Origin of the sequence: Cellulomonas fengjieae (assembly GCF_018388465.1) — a bacterium.
GTDB classification, from domain to species: Bacteria; Actinomycetota; Actinomycetes; order Actinomycetales; family Cellulomonadaceae; genus Cellulomonas; species Cellulomonas fengjieae.
Map to the genome: position 1 here is coordinate 3,934,219 of NZ_CP074404.1, position 24,624 is coordinate 3,958,842.

General features: G+C 71.5%; 31 protein-coding genes. 14 read left to right on the forward strand and 17 right to left on the reverse strand.

The genetic code is table 11. The features are described from left to right. Positions 1-33: 33 nt before the first annotated feature. Both KG102_RS18400 and KG102_RS18405 read left to right on the forward strand, forming a co-directional pair. Positions 34-789, forward strand: a complete 756-nt coding sequence (locus tag KG102_RS18400; protein WP_208210842.1) for a polyamine aminopropyltransferase — start codon at positions 34-36, stop codon at positions 787-789. 89 nt (positions 790-878) lie between these two features. Continuing rightward, positions 879-1,598 carry a VOC family protein gene (locus tag KG102_RS18405; protein ID WP_208289821.1) on the forward strand — a complete coding sequence of 240 codons (720 nt, stop codon included), beginning with the start codon at positions 879-881 and terminating at the stop codon, positions 1,596-1,598. Between the two features lie 20 nt (positions 1,599-1,618). Here the strand turns inward: KG102_RS18405 and KG102_RS18410 are convergent, their stop codons facing one another. Next, on the reverse strand, positions 1,619-2,797 hold the full coding sequence (locus KG102_RS18410; RefSeq protein ID WP_208289820.1) for an MFS transporter: 1,179 nt from the start codon (positions 2,795-2,797) through the stop codon (positions 1,619-1,621). 105 nt (positions 2,798-2,902) lie between these two features. On the opposite strand from KG102_RS18410, the gene KG102_RS18415 reads away from it, so the two are divergent. Then, on the forward strand, positions 2,903-3,424 hold the full coding sequence (locus KG102_RS18415; RefSeq protein ID WP_208289819.1) for an Lrp/AsnC family transcriptional regulator: 522 nt from the start codon (positions 2,903-2,905) through the stop codon (positions 3,422-3,424). A gap of 23 nt (positions 3,425-3,447) precedes the next feature. Continuing rightward, positions 3,448-4,212 carry a hypothetical protein gene (locus KG102_RS18420; RefSeq protein WP_208289818.1) on the forward strand — a complete coding sequence of 255 codons (765 nt, stop codon included), beginning with the start codon at positions 3,448-3,450 and terminating at the stop codon, positions 4,210-4,212. 15 nt (positions 4,213-4,227) lie between these two features. Here the strand turns inward: KG102_RS18420 and KG102_RS18425 are convergent, their stop codons facing one another. Beyond that, complete coding sequence (locus KG102_RS18425; RefSeq protein ID WP_208289817.1) at positions 4,228-5,265, reverse strand: 5'-3' exonuclease; 1,038 nt, start codon at positions 5,263-5,265, stop codon at positions 4,228-4,230. A gap of 130 nt (positions 5,266-5,395) precedes the next feature. Between KG102_RS18425 and KG102_RS18430 the strand changes: the two genes are divergently transcribed. Both KG102_RS18430 and KG102_RS18435 read left to right on the forward strand, forming a co-directional pair. Continuing rightward, a complete protein-coding gene (locus tag KG102_RS18430; protein WP_208289816.1) occupies positions 5,396-5,974 on the forward strand; it encodes an ArsR/SmtB family transcription factor in 579 nt (192 codons plus the stop codon). Then, positions 5,971-6,762: an SRPBCC family protein gene (locus KG102_RS18435; RefSeq protein ID WP_208289815.1), complete on the forward strand. Its 792-nt coding sequence runs from the start codon at positions 5,971-5,973 to the stop codon at positions 6,760-6,762. Before KG102_RS18430 ends, KG102_RS18435 begins: the two co-directional genes overlap by 4 nt. Before the next feature lie 44 nt (positions 6,763-6,806). Here KG102_RS18435 and KG102_RS18440 read toward each other — a convergent pair whose 3' ends face one another. Both KG102_RS18440 and KG102_RS18445 read right to left on the reverse strand, forming a co-directional pair. Beyond that, complete coding sequence (locus KG102_RS18440; RefSeq protein ID WP_208289814.1) at positions 6,807-6,995, reverse strand: hypothetical protein; 189 nt, start codon at positions 6,993-6,995, stop codon at positions 6,807-6,809. A 161-nt stretch (positions 6,996-7,156) separates the two neighbouring features. After that, entirely contained in the window at positions 7,157-7,744 is a 588-nt protein-coding gene (locus KG102_RS18445; protein ID WP_208289813.1) for a TetR/AcrR family transcriptional regulator, read from the reverse strand. Positions 7,745-7,832: 88 nt separating this feature from the next. On the opposite strand from KG102_RS18445, the gene KG102_RS18450 reads away from it, so the two are divergent. Continuing rightward, positions 7,833-8,273 (forward strand): DUF1772 domain-containing protein, encoded by a 441-nt coding sequence (locus KG102_RS18450; protein ID WP_208289812.1) that lies wholly within the window; start codon positions 7,833-7,835, stop codon positions 8,271-8,273. A 151-nt stretch (positions 8,274-8,424) separates the two neighbouring features. On the opposite strand, the gene KG102_RS18455 is transcribed toward KG102_RS18450, so the two are convergent. Next, positions 8,425-8,883: a ricin-type beta-trefoil lectin domain protein gene (locus KG102_RS18455; protein ID WP_208210815.1), complete on the reverse strand. Its 459-nt coding sequence runs from the start codon at positions 8,881-8,883 to the stop codon at positions 8,425-8,427. A gap of 286 nt (positions 8,884-9,169) precedes the next feature. Here KG102_RS18455 and KG102_RS18460 point away from each other — a divergent pair, with 286 nt between their 5' ends. Further along, complete coding sequence (locus tag KG102_RS18460; protein WP_208289811.1) at positions 9,170-10,174, forward strand: squalene cyclase; 1,005 nt, start codon at positions 9,170-9,172, stop codon at positions 10,172-10,174. Positions 10,175-10,255: 81 nt separating this feature from the next. Here the strand turns inward: KG102_RS18460 and KG102_RS18465 are convergent, their stop codons facing one another. Next, the gene (locus tag KG102_RS18465; protein ID WP_208289810.1) at positions 10,256-10,816 is read right to left on the reverse strand and encodes an AAA family ATPase; all 561 of its coding nucleotides are present in this window, start codon (positions 10,814-10,816) and stop codon (positions 10,256-10,258) included. Between the two features lie 278 nt (positions 10,817-11,094). On the opposite strand from KG102_RS18465, the gene KG102_RS18470 reads away from it, so the two are divergent. Continuing rightward, entirely contained in the window at positions 11,095-11,598 is a 504-nt protein-coding gene (locus tag KG102_RS18470) for a hypothetical protein (protein WP_208289809.1), read from the forward strand. A 271-nt stretch (positions 11,599-11,869) separates the two neighbouring features. On the opposite strand, the gene KG102_RS18475 is transcribed toward KG102_RS18470, so the two are convergent. After that, entirely contained in the window at positions 11,870-12,277 is a 408-nt protein-coding gene (locus KG102_RS18475; protein ID WP_208289808.1) for a DUF2000 domain-containing protein, read from the reverse strand. Positions 12,278-12,386: 109 nt separating this feature from the next. On the opposite strand from KG102_RS18475, the gene KG102_RS18480 reads away from it, so the two are divergent. Further along, positions 12,387-12,845 carry an Lrp/AsnC family transcriptional regulator gene (locus KG102_RS18480; RefSeq protein ID WP_208289807.1) on the forward strand — a complete coding sequence of 153 codons (459 nt, stop codon included), beginning with the start codon at positions 12,387-12,389 and terminating at the stop codon, positions 12,843-12,845. A gap of 50 nt (positions 12,846-12,895) precedes the next feature. Here the strand turns inward: KG102_RS18480 and KG102_RS18485 are convergent, their stop codons facing one another. Both KG102_RS18485 and KG102_RS18490 read right to left on the reverse strand, forming a co-directional pair. Continuing rightward, complete coding sequence (locus KG102_RS18485) at positions 12,896-13,501, reverse strand: response regulator transcription factor (RefSeq protein WP_208289806.1); 606 nt, start codon at positions 13,499-13,501, stop codon at positions 12,896-12,898. Continuing rightward, positions 13,498-14,724 carry a sensor histidine kinase gene (locus KG102_RS18490; RefSeq protein ID WP_208289805.1) on the reverse strand — a complete coding sequence of 409 codons (1,227 nt, stop codon included), beginning with the start codon at positions 14,722-14,724 and terminating at the stop codon, positions 13,498-13,500. Before KG102_RS18490 ends, KG102_RS18485 begins: the two co-directional genes overlap by 4 nt. Before the next feature lie 109 nt (positions 14,725-14,833). On the opposite strand from KG102_RS18490, the gene KG102_RS18495 reads away from it, so the two are divergent. Next, positions 14,834-15,706, forward strand: coding sequence for a hypothetical protein (locus KG102_RS18495; RefSeq protein WP_208289804.1), 873 nt, complete (start codon positions 14,834-14,836; stop codon positions 15,704-15,706). 119 nt (positions 15,707-15,825) lie between these two features. Here KG102_RS18495 and KG102_RS18500 read toward each other — a convergent pair whose 3' ends face one another. Further along, positions 15,826-16,056: a hypothetical protein gene (locus tag KG102_RS18500; RefSeq protein WP_208210798.1), complete on the reverse strand. Its 231-nt coding sequence runs from the start codon at positions 16,054-16,056 to the stop codon at positions 15,826-15,828. A gap of 56 nt (positions 16,057-16,112) precedes the next feature. Beyond that, positions 16,113-16,784 (reverse strand): HAD-IA family hydrolase, encoded by a 672-nt coding sequence (locus KG102_RS18505; protein WP_208289803.1) that lies wholly within the window; start codon positions 16,782-16,784, stop codon positions 16,113-16,115. Between the two features lie 644 nt (positions 16,785-17,428). On the opposite strand from KG102_RS18505, the gene KG102_RS18510 reads away from it, so the two are divergent. Further along, positions 17,429-17,632 (forward strand): hypothetical protein, encoded by a 204-nt coding sequence (locus KG102_RS18510; protein ID WP_208210795.1) that lies wholly within the window; start codon positions 17,429-17,431, stop codon positions 17,630-17,632. A 180-nt stretch (positions 17,633-17,812) separates the two neighbouring features. Next, positions 17,813-18,376, forward strand: coding sequence for a GNAT family N-acetyltransferase (locus KG102_RS18515; protein WP_208289802.1), 564 nt, complete (start codon positions 17,813-17,815; stop codon positions 18,374-18,376). 71 nt (positions 18,377-18,447) lie between these two features. On the opposite strand, the gene dnaB is transcribed toward KG102_RS18515, so the two are convergent. Beyond that, positions 18,448-21,036: a replicative DNA helicase gene (gene dnaB, locus KG102_RS18520; RefSeq protein ID WP_208210791.1), complete on the reverse strand. Its 2,589-nt coding sequence runs from the start codon at positions 21,034-21,036 to the stop codon at positions 18,448-18,450. A 356-nt stretch (positions 21,037-21,392) separates the two neighbouring features. Next, positions 21,393-21,515: a hypothetical protein gene (locus tag KG102_RS19065; protein WP_372438410.1), complete on the reverse strand. Its 123-nt coding sequence runs from the start codon at positions 21,513-21,515 to the stop codon at positions 21,393-21,395. On the opposite strand from KG102_RS19065, the gene KG102_RS18525 reads away from it, so the two are divergent. Then, the gene (locus tag KG102_RS18525; RefSeq protein WP_372438409.1) at positions 21,486-22,724 is read left to right on the forward strand and encodes an MATE family efflux transporter; all 1,239 of its coding nucleotides are present in this window, start codon (positions 21,486-21,488) and stop codon (positions 22,722-22,724) included. The two genes, KG102_RS19065 and KG102_RS18525, sit on opposite strands and share 30 nt — an antisense overlap. Before the next feature lie 87 nt (positions 22,725-22,811). Here the strand turns inward: KG102_RS18525 and rplI are convergent, their stop codons facing one another. The 4 genes from rplI to rpsF all read right to left on the reverse strand — a co-directional run bounded on the left by rplI (position 22,812) and on the right by rpsF (position 24,495). Beyond that, a complete protein-coding gene (rplI, locus tag KG102_RS18530; protein WP_175348959.1) occupies positions 22,812-23,261 on the reverse strand; it encodes a 50S ribosomal protein L9 in 450 nt (149 codons plus the stop codon). A 14-nt stretch (positions 23,262-23,275) separates the two neighbouring features. Further along, positions 23,276-23,512, reverse strand: coding sequence for a 30S ribosomal protein S18 (gene rpsR, locus KG102_RS18535; RefSeq protein ID WP_056018476.1), 237 nt, complete (start codon positions 23,510-23,512; stop codon positions 23,276-23,278). A 77-nt stretch (positions 23,513-23,589) separates the two neighbouring features. After that, on the reverse strand, positions 23,590-24,129 hold the full coding sequence (locus tag KG102_RS18540; RefSeq protein ID WP_208210789.1) for a single-stranded DNA-binding protein: 540 nt from the start codon (positions 24,127-24,129) through the stop codon (positions 23,590-23,592). Positions 24,130-24,201: 72 nt separating this feature from the next. After that, positions 24,202-24,495: a 30S ribosomal protein S6 gene (gene rpsF / locus KG102_RS18545; RefSeq protein WP_208210787.1), complete on the reverse strand. Its 294-nt coding sequence runs from the start codon at positions 24,493-24,495 to the stop codon at positions 24,202-24,204. Between the last annotated feature and the right edge of the window lie 129 nt (positions 24,496-24,624).

Below are 24,624 nucleotides of genomic sequence, written 5' to 3' on the forward strand. Positions count from 1 at the left end.
CGGGCGTCCACCGCTCCGGCCTAGGCTGACCGGATGCCCGAGCAACCAGTACGACGTCCGCGCCTGGAGGAGCTCGCCTGGGAGCCGACGACGATGGGCGACATCAGCCTGCGTCGACGCCAGGACCCGGTGACCGGAGCCGACGTGCTCGAGGTCAAGCTGGGCGACGAGTTCCTCATGTCGAGCCTGTTCACGGTGGCCGAGGAGGAGCTCGCGCGGCTCGGGCTGGCCATGACCGGGGGGTCCGCCGACGGTGGTACGGCTCCTCTCGACGTCGTCGTCGGCGGCCTCGGGCTCGGGTACACCGCCCTCACCGTGCTCGAGGATGCGAGCGTCGGCTCGCTGGTGGTCGTCGACGCCCTCGCCGAGGTGATCGACTGGCACCACGCCGGCCTGATCCCGGCCGGCGCCGTCCTCACCGCCGACCCGCGGTGCCGGCTGGTGCACGCCGACTTCTTCGCCGCCCTCGCGTCGGACGACGGCCTGGACCCCGGCATGCCCGGCCGCCGGTGGGACGCCGTCCTGGTCGACATCGACCACTCGCCCCGCCACCTGCTCAACCCCAGCCACGCGAGCTTCTACACCCCGGCCGGCCTGCAGCGGCTGCGCGAGCAGCTGAAGCCCGGCGGCGTGTTCGCGCTGTGGTCCAACGACCCGCCGGACGAGGCGTACCTGGAGCTCCTCCGCACCTTGCTGGTCGACGTCCGGGCGGATGTGGTCGCCTTCCCGAACCCCTTGCAGAGCCGGGACGCCACCAACACCGTCTACCTCGGGCGCGCGCCGGGCTGATCCCGCCTGGTCCCGTTCGATGCCGTCCGCGAGAGGTACACCGGAAAAAAGCCCTGCCCGAGATCCGCGTCCCGCCTAGCGTACGAAACATGTCCTGCCGACTGACGGCCCTCGCCCTCGACGCGTACGACCCCGCCCGGTTGGCGCGCTTCTGGGCGGGCGTCCTCGGGCGGGAGGCCCTCGAGGACGCACAGGGTGGCGTACTGCTGCCCGGTTCCGGGACCCAGCTCGGCCTGCGGTTCGTACCGCGGCAGGTCGAGAAGGTCGGCCGGAACCGGATGCACCTCCACCTCACGAGCACGACTCCCGACGACCAGCGACGGATCGTCGAGAGGGCCCTCCGCCTCGGCGCGCAGCACCTCGACGTCGGACAGCTCCCCGAGGAAGGGCACGTGGTGCTGGCCGATCCCGAGGGGAACGAGTACTGCGTGATCGAGCCGGGGAACGCCTACCTCGCCGGCTGCGGGCTCCTCGGGGAGCTCACGTGCGACGGCACGCGCGACGTGGGCTTCTTCTGGGCCGAGGCGCTGGAGTGGCCGCTGGTGTGGGACCAGGGCCTGCAGACCGCGATCCAGTCCCCGCGGGGAGGCACCAAGATCTCCTGGGACGGCTGGGACGTCGCCGCCGTAGCGCCGGAGCACCGGAACCGGCTCCGGTTCGAGGTCGTCCTGGCCGCCGGCGACCTGACCGAGGAGATCGAACGACTGACCTCGCTCGGCGCGACCCGGCTCAGCGCCGCAGGTGACGGTGGGGTGACCCTCGCCGATCCCGACGGCAACGAGTTCCACCTCGGTACCCCCGCGTCCTGACCCCGCGGACGGTCGGACGCTCACCGGCGCAACCGATCACCGAGCAGGAGGAGCGCCGGCACCAGGACGAGGGAGCCGGCCGCGAGCGCCAGCGTGGACCAGCCGGCGGCCGCGAGGACCACGGTCGAGCTCAGGGTGCCCGCCGCGGCCGAGATCCACACGACCGCCTCGACCGAACCCTCCACACCCGGGCGCTGGTCCTCGGGAAGCCCGACGGCCAGGGATGCGCTGCCGCCGACGAAGCACAGGTTCCAGCCGTACCCGAGCGCGAACAGCCCGACCGCCTGCGGGACGAGGTCGCCGGACGCGGCGACGAGCGTCGAGACGAACAGCGTGCCGAGGCCGAGCGCCATCACCGGTCCGGGGCCCAGGCGGTCGACGAGGCGCCCTGTGACCGGGGACAGGGCGAACATGCCGAGCGTGTGAGCCGCCAGGACGATCCCGACGACGTCCAGACCGTGATGGTGCAGGTGCAGCTGCACCGGCACCGACGTCATGACAACGGCCATCACGACCTGCCCGGCGACCATCACGGCGAGGCCGTCGCGCCCGGCCGGGGACACCAGGATCGTCCGGACGGGCACTCGGGCGCTGCTCACCGGTCGTCGGGCCGTGTGCAGCCCGCTCACCACCAGCGCGGCCAGCAGTCCTGCCGGCACGCTGATCAGGAACGCACCGGAGAGGGCGGGCTCTCCGAGGGCCTCCGCGAGGCGCGCGGTCGGCAGCAGGAACAGGGGGCCGCCCACGGCGCCCACCGTGCCGGCCCACACGATCAGCCCGATGGCGAAACCGCGGCGTCGCGGGGGCACGAGCTCGGCCGCCACGTACCGGGACAGCTGTGCCGCGGCGTTGCCCACGCCGATCAGGAACATCGCACCGACCAGGAGCCCGACGTGTCGCAGGGGTACGGCCACGGCTCCGGCCGCGGCGCCGAGCGAGCTCGCCAGGTACCCGAGCCGCAGGGCCGTCGGAGTTCCGAAGCGGCGGGTGAGCCGGGTGACCAGCAGGGCGCCGGTCCCCGTTCCGACCACCGCCGCGGTGCCGGGCACCCCGCCCCAGGCCGGCCCCAGGACGTCGACCGCGACCAGTGCAGCCACCGTGCTGGTGGTCGCCATGACCGCGCTGCTCAGGGCGGCCGCGACGAACAGGGCCGACGTCGCCGGGGTGACGCGGGTGAGGACGGCCGTGCTCTGCACCATGCGACCGAGGCTACGAAGGCTCGGCGGCGCGTTGAATGGCCGATCGCAGGCGTTGGTGGCTCTTCGCCTCTCGATCGTGACGTGTTCGGTCGCTACGGTTTGTGAATGAGCAGAGCGCTCGACGGCACCGACTGGCGCATCCTCTCCGAGCTCCAGGAGGACGGCCGCCTGTCGTTCAACCAGCTCGGCCGCAAGGTCAACCTGTCCGCGCCCGCAGTCGCCGACCGGGTGCGGCGGCTGGAGGAGGCCGGCGTGATCGCGGGGTACCAGGCCCGGATCGACGCCACGCGTGCGGGACTCCCGCTGACCGCGTTCATCAAGCTGCGGTGCTCACCCGGCCGCTGTCTGCTCACGACCACCGCGTCCGACGAGTACCCCGAGGTCGTCGAGATCCACAAGCTCAGCGGCAGCTCGTGCACCCTCCTGCGGGTCCGCGCCGCGTCGATGCCGCACCTGGAGGAGATCTTCGAGCGCATCGGCAGGCACGGCGAGATCGACACCCAGATCGTGCTCTCCACCCAGTACGAGGGTCGTCCCGTCGCCGAGCCGCCCGCGCACACCCGGTCTGCTCAGCCGTCGCCGGGATGGAGCCGTGCCGCACCTGCCCGACCGGGGGAGCCGAGCTAGGCGGTTGCCTAGTGTGGAGTGCCATGCGGACGACGACGGGACGGGTGGCGGTGGTCCTCGCTCTGGTGGCCGCGACCGGGCTGGCCGCGTGCGGCGCCCCCCTGTCGCAGGACGAGAAGGACGCGCGCGGCGTGGTCGTCGACTTCATGCGGACCACGCGCATGACGTCGTACCACCCGGACATCGAGGACTTCGTCCGCGCAGCCCCCGGCGGACCGACGCTCGTGGCGTGGTCGGACGAGGCCTCCGGCAGCCGGATCGGCACGCTCACGTTCGCGGTGACGCTCCCCGAGCCGCCCGAGACGTACGGCGTGTTCGCACCCGAGCGGGAGCTCGACCCCGGCCCGTACTGCTTCGCGGTCGAGATGGACGCTCACGGCAAGGTCGGAGAGTTCGGGACGCCGGAGGGCATCCGGTCGGTCGACTGCCCCGAGCCGCTCGTCGCGGTGACGCCCCCGACGTCCGACGAGCCGGTGGTCGCCGACAACGCCCGCGAGGCGGCGTGGCAGGTGCTCGCGGACCTGCCGTCGACCCCGGATGCGGACGAGGTGGCGGCCCGGATCACCGACCTGCTCACGCCGGAGGAGCGACGCGTGCTCGCCGAGGTGCGGGTGGGGGTCGACGGTGCCGACGTCGGGGTCGCGGTCGGCGGGCCCGACGACTGCGTCCTCGTCGCGCGGCGGGACGGCACCGTCACCGACGTGCACGTCACCTCCGTGCAGCTGCAGCCCGGTGAGGCCGGGTGCACGGCCGGCACCGCGCTGGCGCCGCCCGACCCGCCGCACTGACGTCGACGTCGGACGTCAGAACAGCGTCAGCTCGTCCTCGTCCTCGACGTCCACCACGGCCGCCGTGACCACCGCGGGCGCCCTGGCCGGGGTCGGCGGCCGCGTCACGACCGCGCCCGGGGCGTCGTCGGCACCCGAGGCCAGAACGCGCGCCGCCAGCCACTGCAACGAGTGCATCTCGACCGCGGCCAGCGCGTCGTGCAGGACCTGCGCGTCCACGGGCAGCAGCCCGCGCCCGTCGGCGCCGAGGCCCAGCGCGAGATCCAGGTCCGTGCGCATGGTCATCAGCTCGACGTTCTGCCAGAACGCGGCGCGACCGTCGGGGTCCGCAAGCTTCTTCACGCAGGCCTTGCCGAGCACCTCGGCGACGCGGGCTCCGCCGTTGGTGTCGACGTCCGCGAACGCGGCCTCGACGGAGCCGAACGCGTTCAGCAGCGCGACGCCCGTCTTCTCGCCGATGCCCCGGATGCCCGTGAGGTTGTCGGACGTGTCCCCGCGCATCGCGGCGTACTGGCGGTACTGCCACGGGTCGATGCCGAGCAGGATGCGCAGCCGCTCCGGCGTCAGGACGGGAGAGGCCTCGACGCCGCCGTTGATGATCCGCAGCACCGACGTCGTCTCGTTGACCAGCGCGAACGCGTCGCGGTCGGACGTGCACACGACCGTGTGCCAGCCCGCCGTCGTCGCGGCCGAGGCGGCTGACGCGAGGACGTCGTCCGCCTCGAGCCCGTCCGGGGTGACCACGTGCAGGCCCGCTGCCCCGAAGACGTCGACCGCGAGCGCGAGCTGGCTGACCAGCTCCGCGGGCTTCTCGGTGCGATGGGCCTTGTAGTGCGGGTGGGCGACCTTGCGCTGGTTGTTGCCCGCGTCGTCGAACCCGATGACGACCGCGTCGGCGGCGACCCGGTCGACGGCGCCGAGGATCTGCGAGAGGGCACCCTTGACCGCCCACGTCGGCCGTCCGTCACGCGTGCGCAGCTGGGACCCCGCCAACGCGTGGAACGAACGGTGGAGCAGAGAGTTGCCGTCGACGGCCAGGAGGGTGTTCGTCATGGGGGGTCGGGCGGCAGGGGCCGCCCGGGTCCTTTCGTGGGAGCGCACTCCAGGGTAGGTGCTCGGGTGACGTCGGCGTGCGGGTCGGGTGACTCTTGACAAGATTTCTCGTCAATGCCACGGTGGCGACATGCAGGACATCGAGGTCATCGAGGACGCCGAGGCCGCCGCCGCCGCGCTGGATCCGGTCCGAGCGCGGCTGCTCGCCGAGCTGGCCGTCCCAGCATCCGCCGCCGGTCTCGCCGCCCGGGTCGGCATCGCCCGTCAGAAGGTCCACTACTACCTCAAGGCGCTCGAGGCGCACGGCCTGGTGGAGCTGGCCGAGGAGCGCCGGCACGGGGGCATCACCGAGCGGGTGCTGCGGGCGTCGGCGGCGTCCTACGTCGTGTCGCCCGCGGCCGTGAGCCCGGCCGCGGCGGACCCGAACGCCAGCGCCGACCACCTGTCCGCCGCCTACCTCGTCGCGCTGGCCGGCCGGCTGGTGCGCGAGGTCGGCGCCCTGGCACGCCGTGCGGGTGCGTCCGGCAACCGACTGTCGACCCTGACGATCGACACGCGGATCGGGTTCCGGTCGGCTGCCGACCGGGCCGCCTTCGCCGACGACCTGACCGCCGCGGTGCTCGACCTGGCCGCGCGCTACCACCACGACGACGGCCGACCACACCGGCTCGTCGTCGCCGCCCACCCGCTTCCCGAGGAGGACCAATGAGCGCCACCACGACCGTCCCGTACCGCCTCGACCTCAGCGTCGAGGTCCCCGGCACCCCCGAGCAGGTCTGGCAGGCCATCGCCACTGCCCAGGGCCTGAGCGCGTGGTTCCTGCCGACGGAGCTGGAGGAGCGCGAGGGTGGCGCCGTGCACTTCGCGATGGGCCCCGAGATGGGCTCCGACGGCCGCGTCACCGGTTGGGACCCGCCGCGCCGCATCGCCTACGAGGAGGACTGGGCCGCCCTCATGGGCAAGGACCCCGGTTCCCTGAGCCCGCTGACGTCGGAGTTCCTTGTCGAGGCGCGGTCCGGCGGCACCTGCGTCGTGCGTGTCACCAGCAGCGGCTTCGGGACCGGCGCCGACTGGGAGCAGGAGTGGTGGGACGACATGGGGTCCAGCTGGCTGCCGTTCTTCGACAACCTCCGTCTCTACCTGGCGCACTTCCCCGGCCAGGAGGCCACGCCGCTCGAGGCCGCCGCCTCGCACGCGGTCGACGAGGGAACGCTGTGGACCGCCCTGCACGACGCGCTCGGGCTGGGCGCGGAGGGCGCAACGATCGAGGTGCGCGGCGCCACCGGCACGGTCGAGCGGATCGCTGAGCGGCAGGCGCTGGTGCGGCTCACCGCGCCGGTGCCCGGGATCCTCACCGTCTTCGCGCACAGCATGGGCAGCGAGACGTCGACCGCCGGCGTCAGGGCCTACCTGTTCTCCGCCGACGCGGCCGACTACGTGCGACGCGAGGAGCCGACCTGGCAGGCCTGGCTGCAAGGCCTCCGCGTCCCCGTCTGACCGGGGCGGTACGGGGCCGGGTCCGACGAGGGGACCGGGTTCGTTCAGTCGGTCGGCTCGACTGCCGACGGGTCCTCCTCGAGCTCGCCGGGCGTCGGTCCGTCGCCGTCAGTGTCCTCCTCGGCGGACTCGGCACCCTCCAGCACCTCCGGGGTGACCTCCTGCTCGAGGGTCGGGTACCCGTAGCCGCCTTCCTCCACGCCGGTGTCCGGGTCCTGAGATGTGTCGCTCATGGTCGCCCTTCCCTGCCGTGACCGGACCGTCGTGGTCGTCGGTCCCATCGTCGCCGCCCGCACCCGGCCGCGCATCCGGACACCACTGGCGCCCGGGAGCCGAGCAGCGGACGCGGACCACGCCCCGCGACCGCGTGCGCCCGACGTCGGGCCAGGCCGGGTCAGTGGGTGATGAGGCGCACGAGCGTCTCGAGCCGCTCCTCCTGGTGCACGGCCGGGAACCGCCCGGCGCGACGGAGTGCGACGAGGCCGTGCACGGCGGCCCAGAGCACCTCCGCGGTCGTGGGGACGTCGGCGGGCGGGTCGTCCAGGCGGCGCAGTGTGCCCTCGATCGCCTCGAACCCGGCGCGCACGACCTCCGGCGTCTCGTCCGACGCGAAGGGCACCAGCACGGGGAGCAGGAACATCGCGTCGTAGGTCGCGGGATGGCGCTCGGCGAAGTCGAGGTACACGGTCACGAGTGCTCGGACACGCTCGACGTCAGTGCCCGTGCCAGCGAGCGCCGACGGCGCGAGAGCGGCCGCGAGCTCCTCGAAGCCCTCGAGCGCGACAGCGGTGACGATCTGGTTCCGGCCCTGCGGGAAGTGCCCGTACAGCACCGGCTGGCTGTACTCGATCGCATCGGCGAGGCGGCGGGTCGTCACCGCGTCCCATCCCTGCTCCTCCGCGAGAGCGCGCGCAGCGCCGACGATCCGCAACCTGCGCTCCTCGAGCTGACGGGCTCGGCGTGCCGCAGCGGGAGTCGTCATGGGCGGGACTCTAGCACTGCTAGACGATCGCTGATACCTTCACTAGCACCGCTAGATACTAGCAGCGCTAACATCGGAGGAGTGCGTCATGGAGTGGTTGCCTATCGTCGCCGTGGTCGTCGTCGGGCTGATGGTGGGGGTGGAGCTGTCGGTCGCGTTCGTCATGAACCCGATCTTCAACCGCCTCCCGACAACCGCCGGGATCGCCGCCCGCAGTGACGGGGCCCGCATGCTCGGGCGCATCATGCCGTTCTGGTACATCGGCTCGACGCTCCTGGTCGTCGGCACGGCGCTGGCCGAGCCCGCTGCCACCGCGCCCGCCTGGGTCGCCGTGGCGCTGCTGCTCGTCAGCGTGGTCATGTCCGTCGCCCTGCTGGTCCCGATCAACAACCGGTCGAAGGCCTGGACCCCCGAGACGGTCCCGTCCGACTGGCGCGAGCAGACGAGTCGGTGGGACCGCCTGCACCTGGTGCGCCTCGCCGTGATCGTCACCGCATTCGTCCTCGTGGCTCTCGCCGCGACGAGGTGAGGTCGACGCACCGGTGCGGAGCTGCTGGGCAGTTTCGGCCACCGTGTGGGCTGTCCCCGAGGCGAGAGCAGCCGTCGGCTCAACCGTGGCATCCCGAGCCGCCACAGCTGGCCGCCTGCCTGCTGTGACGCGGCGCGGCACCTCGACAGGGTCAGACGGTCACCAGCGACGACCAGACCTCGTTGGGGCTGTTGGTGCAGGCACCCCAGGTGAGCGTCGCCGTGCGGAAGTCCTCGATGCAGCCCATGCCCCAGTCGAGCTGGTGGATACGGCCGTCACTGGTCGGTCCCCAGTGCACCAGCAAGCCGCTGTCGCAGGCCGCGACGAAGATCCCGGAGGAGCTTCCGGTGGCCAGGCACCGGCCGTCCGGGGTGCGGATGGTCTGGTCCGCCGACGAGTAGACCCAGCGCTGCGTGGCCGAGCCGTTGCACTTCGTGGTGAACGCCGCCACCGGCCGCTCGGGGTGCTCCCGGCGGTCGACGCACAGTCCGGTGTCCTTGTTGCGCAGCTCGCTGCCGGAAGCGGCGGCCTGTGCGGGCTGTGCCGCGCCGAACAGGCTCAAGGCCAGCAGGGCGGATGCCGCCAGGGTCGAGATGATCTGTCGCACCATCGTCGGGCTCCTTGTCGCGAGACTGAGTTCGGACCGTCGCACCGCCGCATTCCGACGTCGGCACCGACGTGGATCTGTGGAGATAGTGGAGATAGTGGAGATAGTGGAGATAGTGGAGATAGTGGAACTTTGCACCACTTCGGACCTGGCCACAAGGGCGGCGGACCCTGGCGGGGCGACTCGGACCCGATGAGGAGGTCGTGGCCGTCGGCGGGGCGTGGGCATGTGGAGGGCGCAGCTGCCTGAGCGGTCGACGCCCTTGGGAGGTCGCAGCTAGCGTGGCGCGATGGCAACGGACCAGCGCCTGCTCACCTGGCTGCTCGACTCCGATCCCGCCCTTCGCTGGCAGGTGGAGCGGGATCTGGCGGGCGCCCCGCCCGAGACCTGGGAGGCGACTCGTGCCCGGGTCGCCACGGAGGGCTTCGGCGCCGAGCTGCTCTCGAAGCAGGACGCGGACGGTCAGTGGGCAGGCGGCGCGTACTTCCCCGCCGGATTCTTCGGGAGCGCCGAGGCCGAGCGTCCGGGCCAGCCGTGGACCGCGACGACCTGGGCGTTGAAGGACCTACGTGAGTGGGGTCTCGACGCCTCCGTGCTGACCGGGACGGCCGAGAAGATCGCGGCGAACAGTCGCTGGGAGTACGACGACCTGCCGTACTGGGGTGGTGAAGTCGACGTCTGCATCAACTCCTACACGCTCGCGACCGGGGCGTGGCTCGGTGCCGACGTCTCAGCCCTTGCCGCGTGGTTCCCCGCCCACCGACTCACCGACGGCGGCTGGAACTGTGAGGCCGAGGAAGGCCGCTCGACTCGCTCCTCGTTCCACTCGACCCTCAACGCACTACGCGGCACGCTCGCCTATGAGCGGATCACCGGCGACACCAGCGTTCGCGCGGCCCGGCACGCCGGCGAGGAGTACCTGCTCAGCCGGCACCTGCTGTACCGGGCGTCCACAGGCTCGCCCGTCGGTGACTTCGTTGGGCAATTCGTGTTCCCGAACCGGCACCGGTACAGCGCGCTCGTGGCGCTCGATCACTTCCGCGACGCCGCGCTGCTCGACGGGACGCCTCCCGATCCGCGTCTCGCCGATGCCGTCGATGTCGTGCGCGCCGCGCGCCAGCCGGACGGCACCTGGCTGCAGGGGGCTCCCCTGCCTGGCCGCACGTGGTTCGACGTCGATGTCCCCGAAGGCGAATCGTCGCGGTGGCTCACTCTGATCGGAGCACGTGCGCTCGACTGGTGGGACCAGGATCCGGCTCGAACCGCTGGCGGTGCGACCGGGCGGTCGCGCTGACGGCATGAACGCGCGCGGCGGCACCGAGCCGACCTCGAACCGCCCGTCGGCGACGCTCGCTGCGATGCTCCGCCGATCGTCCTAGGGGTCAGCGAGGTTCGAGTCATCTCTGTGGACCCGCTCGACCGCGTCTGCCAACCGCCGGGTGGTCTCGTCCAGGTCGCCCTCGACCTGCTCGACGACCACGACGCGCGGCCGTGTCGCAAGGAGCTCTCGGTGAGCAGCGACGACTTCGGCCATGGGCGCCCAGAGCGGACCGTGCACCGCCACGTCCCCGAGGTCGGCAGAGCGACGGTCGAACCGGCGCTGCGCCATCTCCACGCCCACCTCGAGCTCGACCTCGACGAACGCGGCTCCCACCTCGCTGGCGAGCGACGCCAGGTCGTCGGCGAACCCGGTCCGGCGCAAGAACTGGGGCACGATGACATCTCGGCCGCCCGTCAGGTGGGTGCGCGCCATCGCCAGCGCCAGGTCGCGCGCGGCGACGCCGGCCGAAGCGGGATCGTCCTGCCAGGCGCCGAGCAGTGAACGCACCACATCGACATCCAGCACGAGCGCAAGCGGCCGGCCATCTGCCCAGCGGCGCGCGAGCGTCGACTTGCCCGACGCCGGAGCGCCGTGGAGCAGGACGAGCAACGGCATGCAGTCATCTTGTCGCTGAAGCACTCCGGCGTCGCGCGTCCCGCCGCTGCTGCTGGAACCGGTCGAGCCTCGAACACGCCTGACCTGACGGCTCGCGGCGGGAACGGCGGCGCAGCGAAGGCTGGCGCTGCAGCGAAGTCCAACCAGGCAACCGCCGTCGAGGTGCGCTCTTGCCCGGCCCTCGGGTGACGGGTGAACATTGACCCACGGGCAAGTTCCGTTCACACAAGGGCGGCGACGGGGCTTGAGCCTCCTGAGCTGCTCCAAGAGGTGCCAGCATGGCGCAGAACGAGCCCGTGCGAGAGCCGCTCGTCGTACCTGCGTGGCACGACCCAAAGGCGCGCACCGTCGTTTTCAACCCGTCAGACTTCGAGGTTGGCATCGTGGTGGTGACCGACGAGCTCATCAGCTTCGCCACGAAGGACACGGCCACGTTCGTCGCACCCTGCAGCCAGGTCGGCGTGAAGTGGCTCAGAATGGCGCGGCCCACACGCGGGTGCGAGATGACGTTCGCCGGGGAACGGCATCGGTTCTACTTCGCACGACCGCTCGAATCCGTCCCGGGGATCGACGAGACGGGCGCGCAAGCCGCCCTTGGCAACATCTCGGTCGCTGCGGACCTACTGGAGCTCGCAACCGGGCCCCTCGCGACCTTCGCCTCCGTCACAGGCTTCCTCGGCGAGCTCGCCGCACTCCCCGGCGAGGTGCTCGCCGCCCGCCGGGGCATCCGAAACGGCGACTCGGTGCGGCAAAGACTGGAGTCCGCCGCTGCCGAGGCCTGACCACAGCTCGAACACACCGGAACGGGCGCGACCCTTGCGCTGCGGGCGGAGCCGTTCAGAGTACGGATCGTCGTGGACGCCCCCGGCCCGCTCGGCTGGATGGGTTCATCAAGGTGCGTAATGGTCGGTCAGGGGCCGAACGAGGTCTGGCGGCCAGCGAAGCCGGCCTGCGGTCAGTGCAGGCAGCGCAGTGCGCCGGGTCCGAGCAGGCCGCCCAGCAGCAGCGCGGTGCCGGACGTGACGCCGAGCCGGTAGGGCGTTGGGGCGGCCGTCATGCCATCAGTTCGAGGCGCTTGGTCAGCTTGGTGACGCCGTTGCGCGGGCCGTGCACGATCAGGCCCACGTAGTCGAGGGTGTGCGACGGTGTCGCGGCCAAGGCTTGCTCGTACTCCGGGTAGGTGCGCGACCGGCGGGCCACCTCGTTGAAGCCGACCACCGTGACGTCCGCTGCACTGGTGGCCTGATCGTGCAGGGCACGCAGCTCCTCTGCCGAGGCGACGAGCGTGGGTACGGGTACCGGGTTCAGACCCGCGTGCAACGTCCCGGAGGCGTCCGGGCTGTCGGCTGCGACGGATCGCTCGAGGCGACCGCCGAGCGCGAGCCCCAGAACGGCCGCGGCGTTGGCCGCCAGCGCCGGTGGTAGATCAGCACGCAGCACCAGAACGATCTTCACAACCACGTCCTCCCACCATCCTCGATCATCGGCTTCTGGCCGAAACGGTAGGCGGATGAGCGGGTGGAAAGACTTGTCACCGAACTTTGTTCGATACCGGTTCTACCCTGACGAGATGGATGAACTTGATTCGGTGATCGTGAGCGAGCTGCAACGCGATGCGCGGCTGACCAACCGCGAGCTCGCACGCCGGCTGGGCATCGCCCCCTCCACATGCCTGGAACGGGTGCGACTGCTCCGCCGCCGTGGCGTGATCCTCGGCTACCGGGCCGCGATCTCCCCGGCAGCGCTCAACCGACAGGTTGAGGCCTTCATCTCGACACGCCTGCGGCCGCTGAACCGGACGGTGATCGACGGATTCAGAGCGGCCGTCCTCGACCTGCCCGAGGTCGTGGCCGTGTACGTGATAGCCGGCGACGAGGACTTCCTGATCCACGTCGCCGTGCCCGACCTGGACCACCTGCACGCCTTCCTTGTCGACCGCCTCGCACAACGCCGCGAGGTGGTGAGCTTTCGCAGCCAGATCGTCTACCAGAGCGCCCACAAGGATGTGCTCGAACGCCTACCCCTCTGAGCCGCCCCGGACACGCCGAGGCGTACCCACGACGCCGGCCCGGCGACGGTCTAGAGCCAGCCGAACCGCTCGGCGGTCCTGACCGCCTCGGCACGGGTGGACGCGTCGAGCTTGGCCTGGGCGGCGAGCAGGTAGTTGCGCACGGTGCCCGGTGCCAGGTGCGCCCGCTGCGCGATGACGGCGGCGGGTAGGTCGAACGACGCCAGGCGCAGCACCTCGAGCTCACGCGGGCTGAGCGGACACGGCGGAGCGCTGAGCGCGTCGGCCGCCAGACCCGGGTCGACGTACCGCCCACCGGCGTGAACGGTGCGCAGCACGTCCGCGAGCGTCGCGCCGGACGCGCCCTTGGTGACGAAGCCCCGCGCGCCCGACTCGAGCGCGCGGCGCAGGTGCGCCGGGCGGCCGCGGCCGGTGAGGACCACGACCCGGCACCCGGGCAGCGCGCGCGTGATCTCGGCAGCGACCGCCACGCCGTCGAGGCCGGGCATCTCGAGGTCGACGAGCGCGACGTCCGGGCGGTGCGCGAGCGCGGCCGCGACAGCGGCCGGCCCGTCGGCGGCCTGCGCGACGACGTCGAGGTCGTCCTCGAGTGCGAGCAGCGCGGCGACGGCGGAGCGGACGAGCTCCTCGTCGTCGGCGAGCAGGACGCGGATCACGGTGCGTCGGCTCCGGGCGCGGCGGGAACGACCCGCGGAACAGGCACGCTCGCCCGGAGCAGGAACTCGTCGCCCAGCCTCTCGACCCGCAGCGACCCACCCGCGTCGGCGAGCCGCGCGGCCAGCCCGTCGAGCCCGGAGCTGTGCGCGTCCGCGACCCGGGTGTCGACGCCGTCGTTGCGGACGGTGAGCGTCGCGAACCCGCTGGCCGACGCGGCCGCGGCGCCGCCCTCAGGGTCGACCCTGACCTCGACGCGGCACCACGTGGCGCGGCTGTGCCGCAGCACGTTCGTCACCGCCTCGCGCAGCACGGGCGCGAGCCGGGCCGCGATGTCCGGCGGCACGTCGGCGGCCTCCCCGACGACCGTGCACCGCACACCCACCGAGTCGAGCACCTGGCGCACGGCCGCCACCTCTTCGTGCAGGTCGACCGAGCGGTAGGCGTGCACGGCCTGCCGGACCTCCGCGAGCGCCGTCGTCGCGAGCCGCTGGATCTGGGCGGCCTCGTCGCGCACGGCCGGGTCACCCGCAGGCAGGCGCACGACGAGCTCGGCCTTGAGCGCGATGACGGTGAGGCTGTGCCCGAGCAGGTCGTGCACGTCCCGGGCGAACCGCAGCCGCTCCTCCCCGGCCGCCAGGCGCGCGCGGGCGTCGCGGCCGGCGTCGGCGTCGAGCAGCAGCGCCCACATCCACACCGGCGCCCAGTTGACGGCCGCGACGAACAAGCCGATCCCACCCGTCACCACGAGCGCCTGCACGGGCGATCCCCCGACCGCCCCGGCCACCACCACGCTCACCGCGGCGCAGACCGACGCCACGACGACGACCCACCGCCACGTCACGAGCAGCGGTGCGATGCCGACGACGCCCGCGCCGACCCACGCCCACGTGGCCCACCGCCCGCCCGCGACCGGCCCCACGAGCGCGACGGACGCCACGGTCGTCAGGACGAGGGCGAGGGTCCACGCCCGCCGGGTCCCGGCCGGCGTCCACGGCGTCACCGCCCCGTGCACCGCGCCCGCCGACGCCACCGTGACCGCGACGATCCCCAGCGCGCCCAGGGCGACCCACAGCGGTCGCGGCTCGTCGGCCAGTCCGAGGCCGGGCATCACGAGGCTCGTGCACACCGTCGTCGCCAGCCACACGAGGACGAGCGCCCGCGCACGACCCAGCCGTCGGTCGCGCGGGGCGGCCGCCCACGGCAACGCTGCGACGGTGTTCACAGGCGTGATGCTAGGCGCGGCGGGCGCACGGCGGACCCGTGCGATCCGCACCGGATCCGGTGCGGAGGACCCGGGACCCGCGGGCGCCCATCAGCCCGAGCGTGAGTCCATGGACACCACGACGTACCCAGCACCGCAGCACCGCACCGCGACGACCACGGCACCCCCGCCCCGCGGGCCGGCCGCGACCTTCGCCCTCCATCTCGGCGCCATGGCCGTGGCCATGCTCCTCGGGATGCTCCTGCTCGCCCCCGTCGCGACCGCCCTCGCCGACGCCGCGGGGTGGGACCAGGCCGCAGCCGGCCCCGAGGCCGAGGCCCTCGTCATGGCGGCGACCATGACCCTCGGCATGGCCGTGTGGATGGTGCACCGCGGGCACGGTCCGCGGGCGGTCGGCGAGATGACGGCGGCGATGGTCCTGCCCTTCGCGATGGGCCTCGCCCCGTACTGGGCCGGTCTGGTGAGCGCCGCGGACGCTCTCGTCGTCGGCCACGTCCTCATGCTCCCCGCCATGGTCGGCGCGATGCTCCTGCGCCGGTCGGAGTACACCGGCGGGCATGCCCACATCCGGGCGCGCACGGCATGGGGCCGGGCGGTCGAGGCGGTCGCGCACCGTTGGCCGACGCTGCTCGCTCTCGGTCTGACGTTCGACTCGTGGCTGCGCCCGGGCATCCCGCCCGCGTGGACGCTGCTCCTCCTCGGGGCGGAGTACCTCGTCATCGGCGCGGTGCGACGCGAGTTCCACCGCGACCGGCTGCTGGCGGCGCACATCGCCGGGTTCGTCCTCTACCTCGGGCTCGCCGCCGTCGCAGCCACGACGCCGGCCACGGTCGCCGGACCCGTCATCGCCGCCGCGTGGATCCTGCACATCGCCTGGGACGCTGCGCTGCACCGGGCCGACCGGGTCACGTGGCGCTGGTACGCCGAGGCGTGCGCCGTGATCGACCTGGTCGTCGGCGTGACCGTCCTGCTGGCGCTGTGAGCCACGGCGGCGGCGCTCGAACCTGCGCAGTCCGGCGTCGACACCCATGCCCGCAACCACGAGCCAGCGTTCAACGGTCAGCTGGAGACACTCGAGCTCGCCCCCTGCGACACGCAGCGCTACGCGCGGACAGCCAGGACCGTCTCGCCTGTCACGTCCGACCTCGGCCTCGATGCCTGAACGAAGACGATGTCGCCGCCCATCACCCGCGCCCGGCCGACCTGCGCTGCGTCTGCAAGGCCTGCCGATGACACGAGCCGCTCGATGCCGTGGTCGGCGTTGTCGGCCAGGTAGGCGCGCGATCGTCGGGCGTGGCCTGGTTCACCCGGCGCCATGTCGGCGATCGTCACGCGGCCGCCCGTTGAGCGGGCTACTTTGACCGGATGGCGGTAGATCCGACCGGCGGTCAAAGTAAGGAGTCCGCGCGAGGCCCGACTGCCGTGCTGATCATCAGGCCACTGGCGGTAGCCTCCACGCTGCACGCCCCAAGGTCAGGTATGACCGCGTCTGCAGCGCAGAGGTCCTGAGCCGAATGGGATGTCGCCACGGCGAGCACATGGGCCCCTGCGGCGCGACCGGCCTCTAGGCCGGCTGGCGCATCTTCGACGACGAGGCACCGGCGAATGTCGAAGCCGAGCGCCCGGGCCGCCTGCAGGTACCCCTGCGGGTCGGGCTTGCCGAGCCGCACATCTTCGGCCGCTACCAACACGTCAGGCACCGGAAGCCCCGCAGCCGCCAGTCGCGCACGCATGAGCGCCCGTGACCCGGAAGTCACCGCGGCCCACCGGCCCTCTGGAAGGGCCGACAACAGGTCGCGCGTGGCCGGGAGTGCGGTCACATCACCGAGGTCGGCTAGCTCCAAGCGCTCAAGCTCGGCAACCGCCTCGGCGCGTTGGTCGCTCGGAAGAAACTCAGCGACCGTGTCCTCCGAGCGGCGCCCGTGACAGACCCGGAGAATCTCCGCAGGGTCGATCCCCCGCGCCGCCGACCACGCCTCCCAGGTCCGCACGACCGCCCCGGTCGAGTCCACCAACGTCCCATCGATGTCGAACAGGATCGCGTCGACCTCAAAGCGCATGGGCAACAACCTACGCGGGCCGGAGCCTGACCCCGGGCGAGGTCACGGTGTCCTACCGTGCCAGTCGAAAGGTGGTGCGTCGACCGGTTGAGACCGCCATCGTTTGCAGGTGGTGCCGCCCAGGTGCGCCGCGCAGACGACCGGAATCCGTCCTCGTCCGGAACGGGGTTTCGGGGCGGTGGCCCTCGTGCTGTGGATCGCCCCAGAGGCCCAGACGGGTGCATCGGTGTCGGAAGACCTACTTTGACCAGCCACCCCGGCATCGAGTAACCCCGTGGACTAGCCGTCAGCTCCAGCAGTTGTGCCCAGAAGCTCGTTGGTATCCATGTCGACGATGACGATCGCCCCCTTCGGCCAGTCACCGTGAACCGTGGCTTGATTGGTGCGGCTACCGGTCTCCACCGGTCACCAGTCAATGTGTGCAGTCTGCTCAGTGCGTGCCCGGGCCGCCCTCGTGGGACTGGCCCGGCGGAACACGCTCCGGGCAGCTGCCGTCAAGCGACCCGCCTGAGCCCCTCGAGCCCTCGAAGGGCTTCTCTACTAGCGCTCGTCGTGACCGTGCGCCATGCTCCGGGGTGCTTTCGAATCACCGGAAGCATCAGACCCTCCGGCAGGCTCGCCGGACCCCTCCCCTTGGAGTGCTCATGCTTGCGCTCGTCTCTGCCGCGATCTTCGCCCTCGCCCTGCTCCTCGACCTCGTCGAGGCGAACGTCGGGGACGCTCTGACCCCACAGACGCTGATGTTTGCCGGTCTGTTCTTCCTCGCGCTGCACCTGGGAGGGGTCGGCGGCGCGTCGCCGGTGAACGGCGGCTGGCGGGGGCGTGGGGGGAGCTCCCGCCGGCGGTAGGGGCTCGTACCACCCGCTCCCGTCATCACGCCGGAATGCACCAAGAGGTCACGGCGCGCTCCGCGCGTTCGTGGCCTCTTGGCGCCTGCTGCTGCTGCGCGGTGGTGGCGACTGTCGAGAAGCACGACAGATTGACTGGGCTCGCGGGCACCGTCAGGGCCACCTCCGTACTGTCGGGGCATGGCAGAGCTTGGGCGCGTCCCGTGGCCACCCGGACCGATCGCTACCGATCGACTTCTGCTCCGTCCGCCGGAGGCGCGCGATCGCGGGGCATTCGTCGCGCTTTACACATCGCCCGACGTCGGAACCTATACGGGCGGAGCGCGATCGCGTGAGGCGGTCGAACGCGCGCTGCCCGAGGCTCCACGGGGCCGTCCCGGTCATTTCGTGATCGACCTCGACGGAGCAATGGTCGGGATCGTTCAGCTCGAACGCCGGGACCTCGACTACGAGGTTCGCCAGGCGGCCGGCCACGTGGACCTCGGGTACCTCCTTCTTCCGGAGGCATGGGGACGGGGATACGCCACCGAAGCCTGCGAAGCCGCACTCAGCTGGTTCGCTGACGCACTGCCCGGTGAAGCCGTCGTACTCATCACCCAGACCGCCAACGTGCCGTCGATGCGCCTGGCATCGAGGCTGGGGTTTGTCGAGGTCGAGCGGTTCGAGGCATACAACGCCGAGCAGTGGTTCGGTACGTGGACCCCCGCCGCAGCGACTGGCCGAGCTGTGCCGACCGGTACTTAAAGTATCCGGGCCCGATTTCAAAGCATCATGCATCTCGACAACAGCTACAGGATCCGAGCAGCAGCATCTGGTCAGGACTGCATGTCCACGAACCGCGAGTAGTGCCCCTGGAACGCCACGACCAGCGTGTCCGTCGGTCCGTTTCGGTGCTTGGCCACGATGACGTCGGCCTCACCCGCGCGGGGTGACTCCTTCTCGTAGGCGTCCTCGCGGTGCAGCAGGATCACGATGTCGGCGTCCTGCTCGATCGAGCCCGACTCGCGCAGGTCGCTCATCTGCGGGCGCTTGTCGGTGCGCTGCTCGGCGCCACGGTTCAGCTGCGAGATGGCGATGACCGGGACCTCGAGCTCCTTGGCCAGCAGCTTGAGCGCTCGGGAGAACTCCGAGACCTCCTGCTGGCGGGACTCGACGCGCTTGCCGGACGACATCAGCTGCAGGTAGTCGATGACCACGAGCTTGAGGTCGTGCTTCTGCTTGAGCCGCCGGCACTTGGCGCGAATCTCCATGAGCGACATGTTGGGCGAGTCGTCGATGAACAGGGGCGCCTCGGAGATCTTGCCCATGGTCGCGGCGATCTTGGCCCAGTCGTCCTCGCCCATCTGACCGTTGCGCAGCTTCTGCAGGTGCACGCGCGCCTCGGCGGCGAGCAGACGCATGGTGATCTCGTTGCGGCTCATCTCGAGCGAGAACACGACGGACGTCATGTTGTGCTTGATCGACGCCGACCGGGCGATGTCGATGCCCATGGTCGAGTTGTGCGTCGGGATCATCGCGCGGCCCGCGAGGTACAGGTGTGACGCGTGCTCGATCTCGACGCAGCGGACCGGCACGGTCTCGATCGGCTCGACGGCCACGATGAACCGCTGGGTCAGTCGGGGAGTCGAGGGACGTCGGCGTTCCTTGTGAACGAGCCGCTTGCGCTCGAGGCCGAACACCTCGTCGTCAGTGGTGAACGTCAGCGTGTACGCGACCGACGACGCCTCGCTCCGCCCGGCCACGCGCTTCGTCGACCAGCCAGTCCGGTACCCGAGCGAGTGGACGAGCTCGCGCACGTCCTCGGCCAGCCGCCGGTTGGTCAGCGCAACCTGCGGAGAGCCGGTGGGGTTCACGGTCCCGCCGGTGTCCAGCAGTCCCGCGAGCAGGTCGCGTCGCTGCTGCTCGCTCGCCCGCAGGTAGCTCGCCGGGATGTGCTTGTTGCCCAGGACGCCGAGTGTCCGTAGCCGCCCATGGATGGTGCCGTTGGCGTCGTGGCATGCCTGGCAGCGCACGAGACCAGTCGTCGCCACGCCGCAGTCCGGGCAGGTCGGGGTGGGAACCGGGCCAGACAGCGTCTTGACCTTGCCCCCGCACGACCGCCCACAGGTAGGGACGTCCGAGCGTCGCGGTTCGAACGCCTGGCCGCAAACCTCGCAGTTGCGCGCGGCGACCGGCTCGACCGGTAGCTGGAGCGTGTACAGCCGCGCTGGGCCAGCACCACCGACAGCGGCACGAGCGACGAGGCCACGGCCTTCGATGAGCATCGCGATCTCGGGGTCTGCGCTCGTGAACCGGGCCGAGGCCGAGTGGCCGTCGCCGAGCCACACGCCGAGTGCGTACGGGTCGACCGGGAGATCCGCCGCAGGCAGCTGCAGTGCTGTCGTCGTCGCCACGGAGTGGTTCGCGCGCGCGTCGGCGGTCGCGCACCTCACGGTCGCGTGGATCTCCTCTGTGGTCCGAACAGCGCAGCCGCTGTTCCTGCGACGTTCCGCGCGGGTGGTGGTGGCCCACTGGTGAAGGGCGTCCGCGACGATCTCGCTGCCGTCGTCGAAGGTCACGCGGTAGGTCGGGCGCCCCGTCATGACGGGGGTCGCGCCCACGACACGCGTCGGCGTTCCGTCGGCGGCGAGGAGCTGGTCGCCGACCTGAACCTCGCCCATCGTCGTCCAGCCCGTCGGGGTAGCCAGCGGGGTGTCGAGCGCGAGCGCCTTGCCAATTGCAGGCCGGGCGGCCAGGACGATCATCTGCCCCGGGTGCAGCCCGTTGGTGAGGCGGTCCAGGTCGGAGAACCCGGTCGGCACGCCGATCATGCCCTCGCCGCGGTGGCCCGCGGCCTCGATCTCGTCGACGGCCCCGCCGATGATGTCGCCGAGGATCAGGTAGTCCTCCGACGACCGGCGCTCGGTCACGGCGTAGACCTCGGCCTGCGCGTTGTTCACGATCTCGTCGACGTCGCCGCCGTCCGTCCCGTACCCCAGCTGCACGATGCGGGTGCCCGCCTCGACCAGCTTGCGCAGCACCGAGCGCTCGCGCACGATCCGCGCGTAGTAGCCGGCGTTGGCGGCCGTCGGAACGGAGGAGATGAGGGTGTGCAGGTACGGCGCCCCGCCGATCCGCTGGATCTCCCCGCGCTTGGTCAGCTCGTCCGCGACGGTGATCGCGTCGGCCGGCTCGCCGCGGCCGTACAGGTCGATGATCGCGTCGTAGACGACCTCGTGCGCGGGGCGGTAGAAGTCCGTGCCGCGGATCTGCTCGACGACGTCGGCGATCGCGTCCTTGGAGATCATCATGCCGCCGAGCACGCTGCGCTCGGCGTCGAGGTCCTGCGGGGGGGTCCGGTCGTACCCGCCGCCGCCGCGGCTGGTGCCCGACGGCGCGCCGTACTCGAGCTCCTCGATCGTCATCTGGTCCCCATCATCTCGTCCGAACACATGTTCCATGGGGGGTCTGACATCCGCGCCCAAGTGGTCTGCCAGGCACAGCATCGGGTCCTCGCACACGCGACGTTAGGGCCCTCGCGGCGTCGTTCCAAACGCGCTCGGGCCCCTGTGCGGAACCTCTCCTGGATCTGTGGGGAAGCCCCGACATTCTGTGGAGCAACCCCTCGCCTACTGTGAGCAGGGCTGTGGATCGCGTCCGATTCTGTCCACAGGCCGTGGACAGGGGTGTGGACAGCGGCCGGATCTGCGACGGAGATCGGCGCGTCACCCGCAGTAACGCTGTACACGTGCTGTGGACGCGAGAAAGGTTTGCTGAGATTTCATCTGTCGGACACCGGCCGTCCGGTATCGATCGCCAGATACTGGCCCTCGCCGTTCCAGCGCTCGGTGCGCTCGTCGCCGAGCCGCTCTTTGTGCTCGTCGACTCCGCCGTCGTCGGCCACCTCGGCACCGCGCCGCTAGCCGGTCTGGCCCTGGCGTCGACCGTGCTGGTCACGGTCATCGGCCTGTGCGTCTTCCTCGCGTACGCCACCACCGCGGCCGTCGCCCGGCGCATCGGCGCAGGTGACCGCGCCGGTGCGCTGCAGGTCGGCGTGGACGGGATGTGGCTGGCGCTGGGCCTCGGACTCGTGCTCGCCGCGGCCACCTGGCTGAGCGCGCCGTGGCTGATCGAGGCCCTCGGGGCCGCCGACGAGGTCGCCCGCCAGGCCGTGCTCTACCTGCGCTGGTCCGCACCCGGCCTGCCCGGGATGCTCCTGGTCCTCGCCTCCACCGGCGCCCTGCGCGGCCTGCTCGACACCCGCACCCCGCTCGTCGTCGCCGCCGTCGGCGCGGTGGTCAACGCCGCGCTCAACGTGGCGCTGGTCTACGGCGTGGGTATGGGGATCGCCGGGTCCGGGCTGGGGACCGCCCTGACGCAGCTCGGCATGGCGGTCGCCCTGACGGTCGTCGTCGTGCGGGGCGCGCGCTTTGCCGGTGCCCAGCTGCGCCCGGCCGCGGGTGGCATCTGGGCCAATGCGCGCGCCGGCACGCCGCTGTTCGTCCGCACGCTGTCGCTGCGCCTGGCCATCCTGCTCACCGTCTGGGTGGCCACCGGGCTGGGCGCCGTCGAGCTGGCCGGGCACCAGGTGGTCAACGCCGTCTGGGGTCTGGCGGCGTTCGCGCTCGACGCCCTGGCGATCGCCGCGCAGGCGCTCGTCGGGCACGCCCTCGGCGCCGCCGACGTCCCGCGCGTGCGGGCCGTCCTGCGTCGGACCCTGCAGTGGGGCATCGGGGCCGGCGCCGTGCTCGGCCTGCTCCTCGGCGGGCTCGCCTGGTTCTACGTGCCGCTCTTCACGTCCGACGACGACGTGCGCCGGGCCGCCGTGGTCGCGCTCGTCGTCGCCGCCGTGACGATGCCGATGGCCGGCTGGGTGTTCGTGCTCGACGGCGTGCTCATCGGCGCCGGCGACGGCCGCTTCCTCGCCTGGGCCGGCATGGCGACGCTGGCGGTCTACGTGCCGTTCGCGCTGGCGGTGCGGCAGGCCGCTCCGCCGGGTGCGGCGGGTCTCGCCTGGCTGTGGGCGGCGTTCGCGGGCGTGTTCATGCTCGCCCGGGCGGTCACCACCGGCTGGCGCGCCCGCGGCACCGCCTGGATGGTCACGGGGACCTGACCCGCCCGCCCACTCCCACGCAGCGCACCGGACGCAGAAGCGCCCCGCACCGGCGAACGGGGCGGGGCGCTTCTGGTGGTGCTCAGCTCAGGCTGCGACGACCTTGACGGTCACCGTGGCCGACACGTCTGCGTGCAGACGGACCGACACCTGGTACTCGCCGAGGGCCTTGATCGGCTGACCGATCTCGACCTTCCGCTTGTCGATCTGCGGAGCGCCGGACTTCTTGACCGCCTCGGCGATCTCGGCGGTCGTGACGGCACCGAACAGACGGCCCGACTCGCCGGCCTTGGCCGTGACGACGACCGGCTTGCTCTGCAGCGAGTCGCGGATCGCCTTGGCGTCGTCGAGCGTCGCGATCTCGCGGGCCTTGCGGGCCTTGCGGATCGCCGTGACGTCCTTCTCGGCGCCCTTGGTCCAGGCAGTCGCCAGGTTGCGCGGGACGAGGAAGTTCCGGGCGTACCCGTCCTTCACCTCGACCACGTCACCGGGCTCACCGAGACCGGTGACCTCGTGGGTCAGGATGATCTTCGCCATGATGGTCCCCTTTCTCAGCGCGCCGACGACGAGTACGGCAGCAGGGCCATCTCGCGAGCGTTCTTGACAGCGCGCGCGATCGCGCGCTGCTCCTGCGTGGACACACCGGTCACCCGGCGAGCGCGGATCTTCCCGCGGTCGGAGATGAACTTGCGCAGCAGCGCAGTGTCCTTGTAGTCGACGACATCGATCTTCGCCGCCTTGAGCGGGTTCAACTTCTTCTTGGGCTTACGAACCACGGGCTTGGCCATCGTGGTGCTCCTTGTCTGCTGGAGCCCTGGGCGTTGCCGTGCCCAGGGATGGGGAATGTCTGAGTGTCAGGCGCCGATCAGAACGGGGGCTCGTCGGAGTAGCCGGCACCGCCAGCACCACCCGCGGGCGTCGCCCACGGGTCGTCCTGCTGGTTGCCGCCACCGCCGCCGCCACCGAATCCGCCGCCACCGCCACCGTTGTTGAAGCCGCCGCCGCCCCCGCCGCCGAAGCCACCGCCGCCGCCACCCGAACGCTGGGTCCGGGTGACCTTGGCCGTGGCGTAGCGCAGGGACGGGCCGACCTCGTCGACCTGGAGCTCGTACACGGTGCGCTTCTCGCCCTCGCGGGTCTCGTAGGAGCGCTGCACGAGCCGGCCGGTCACGATGACGCGGGTGCCCTTGGTGAGCGACTCGGCGACCGACTCGGCCGCCTCCCGCCAGATCGAGCAGCGGAGGAACAGCGTGTCGCCGTCCTTCCACTCGTTGCTCTGGCGGTCGAACGTACGGGGGGTGGACGCGACGGTGAAGTTCGCGACAGCGGCCCCCGAAGGGGTGAAGCGCAGCTCGGGATCCCCGGTCAGGTTCCCGATCACCGTGATGACGGTCTCACCGCTCATGCCCTGCTCCTCGTTCGTTCGATCAGTCGGTAGGTGTGGGACCGCACGTTACGGGCGGCCGCCCACAGGAGATCAGGCGTCGGCGCGCATGACCTTGGTCCGCAGGACGACCTCGTTGAGGCCGAGCTGACGGTCGAGCTCCTTGGCGGTCGCAGGCGTCGCGTGGAAGTCGATGACGGCGTAGATGCCCTCGGACTTCTTCTGGATGTCGTAGGCAAGCCGACGACGGCCCCAGATGTCGACCTTGTCGACAGTGCCCCCGTCGGTCTTGATGACCGTCAGGTACTTGTCGAGCGACGGAGCAACGGTGCGCTCTTCGATCTCGGGGTCAAGGATGATCATGAGTTCGTACTGACGCAGGCTCATACCCACCTCCTCTGGTCTTCACGGCCACGGTCGATCCGTGGCAGGAGGGTGTGTGCGTCGCTGGCCGCAGTGATCCGTCCATTTCGACGGAGCCCTCCGGGCACAGCAATGTTCTAGGGTACCGGCCGC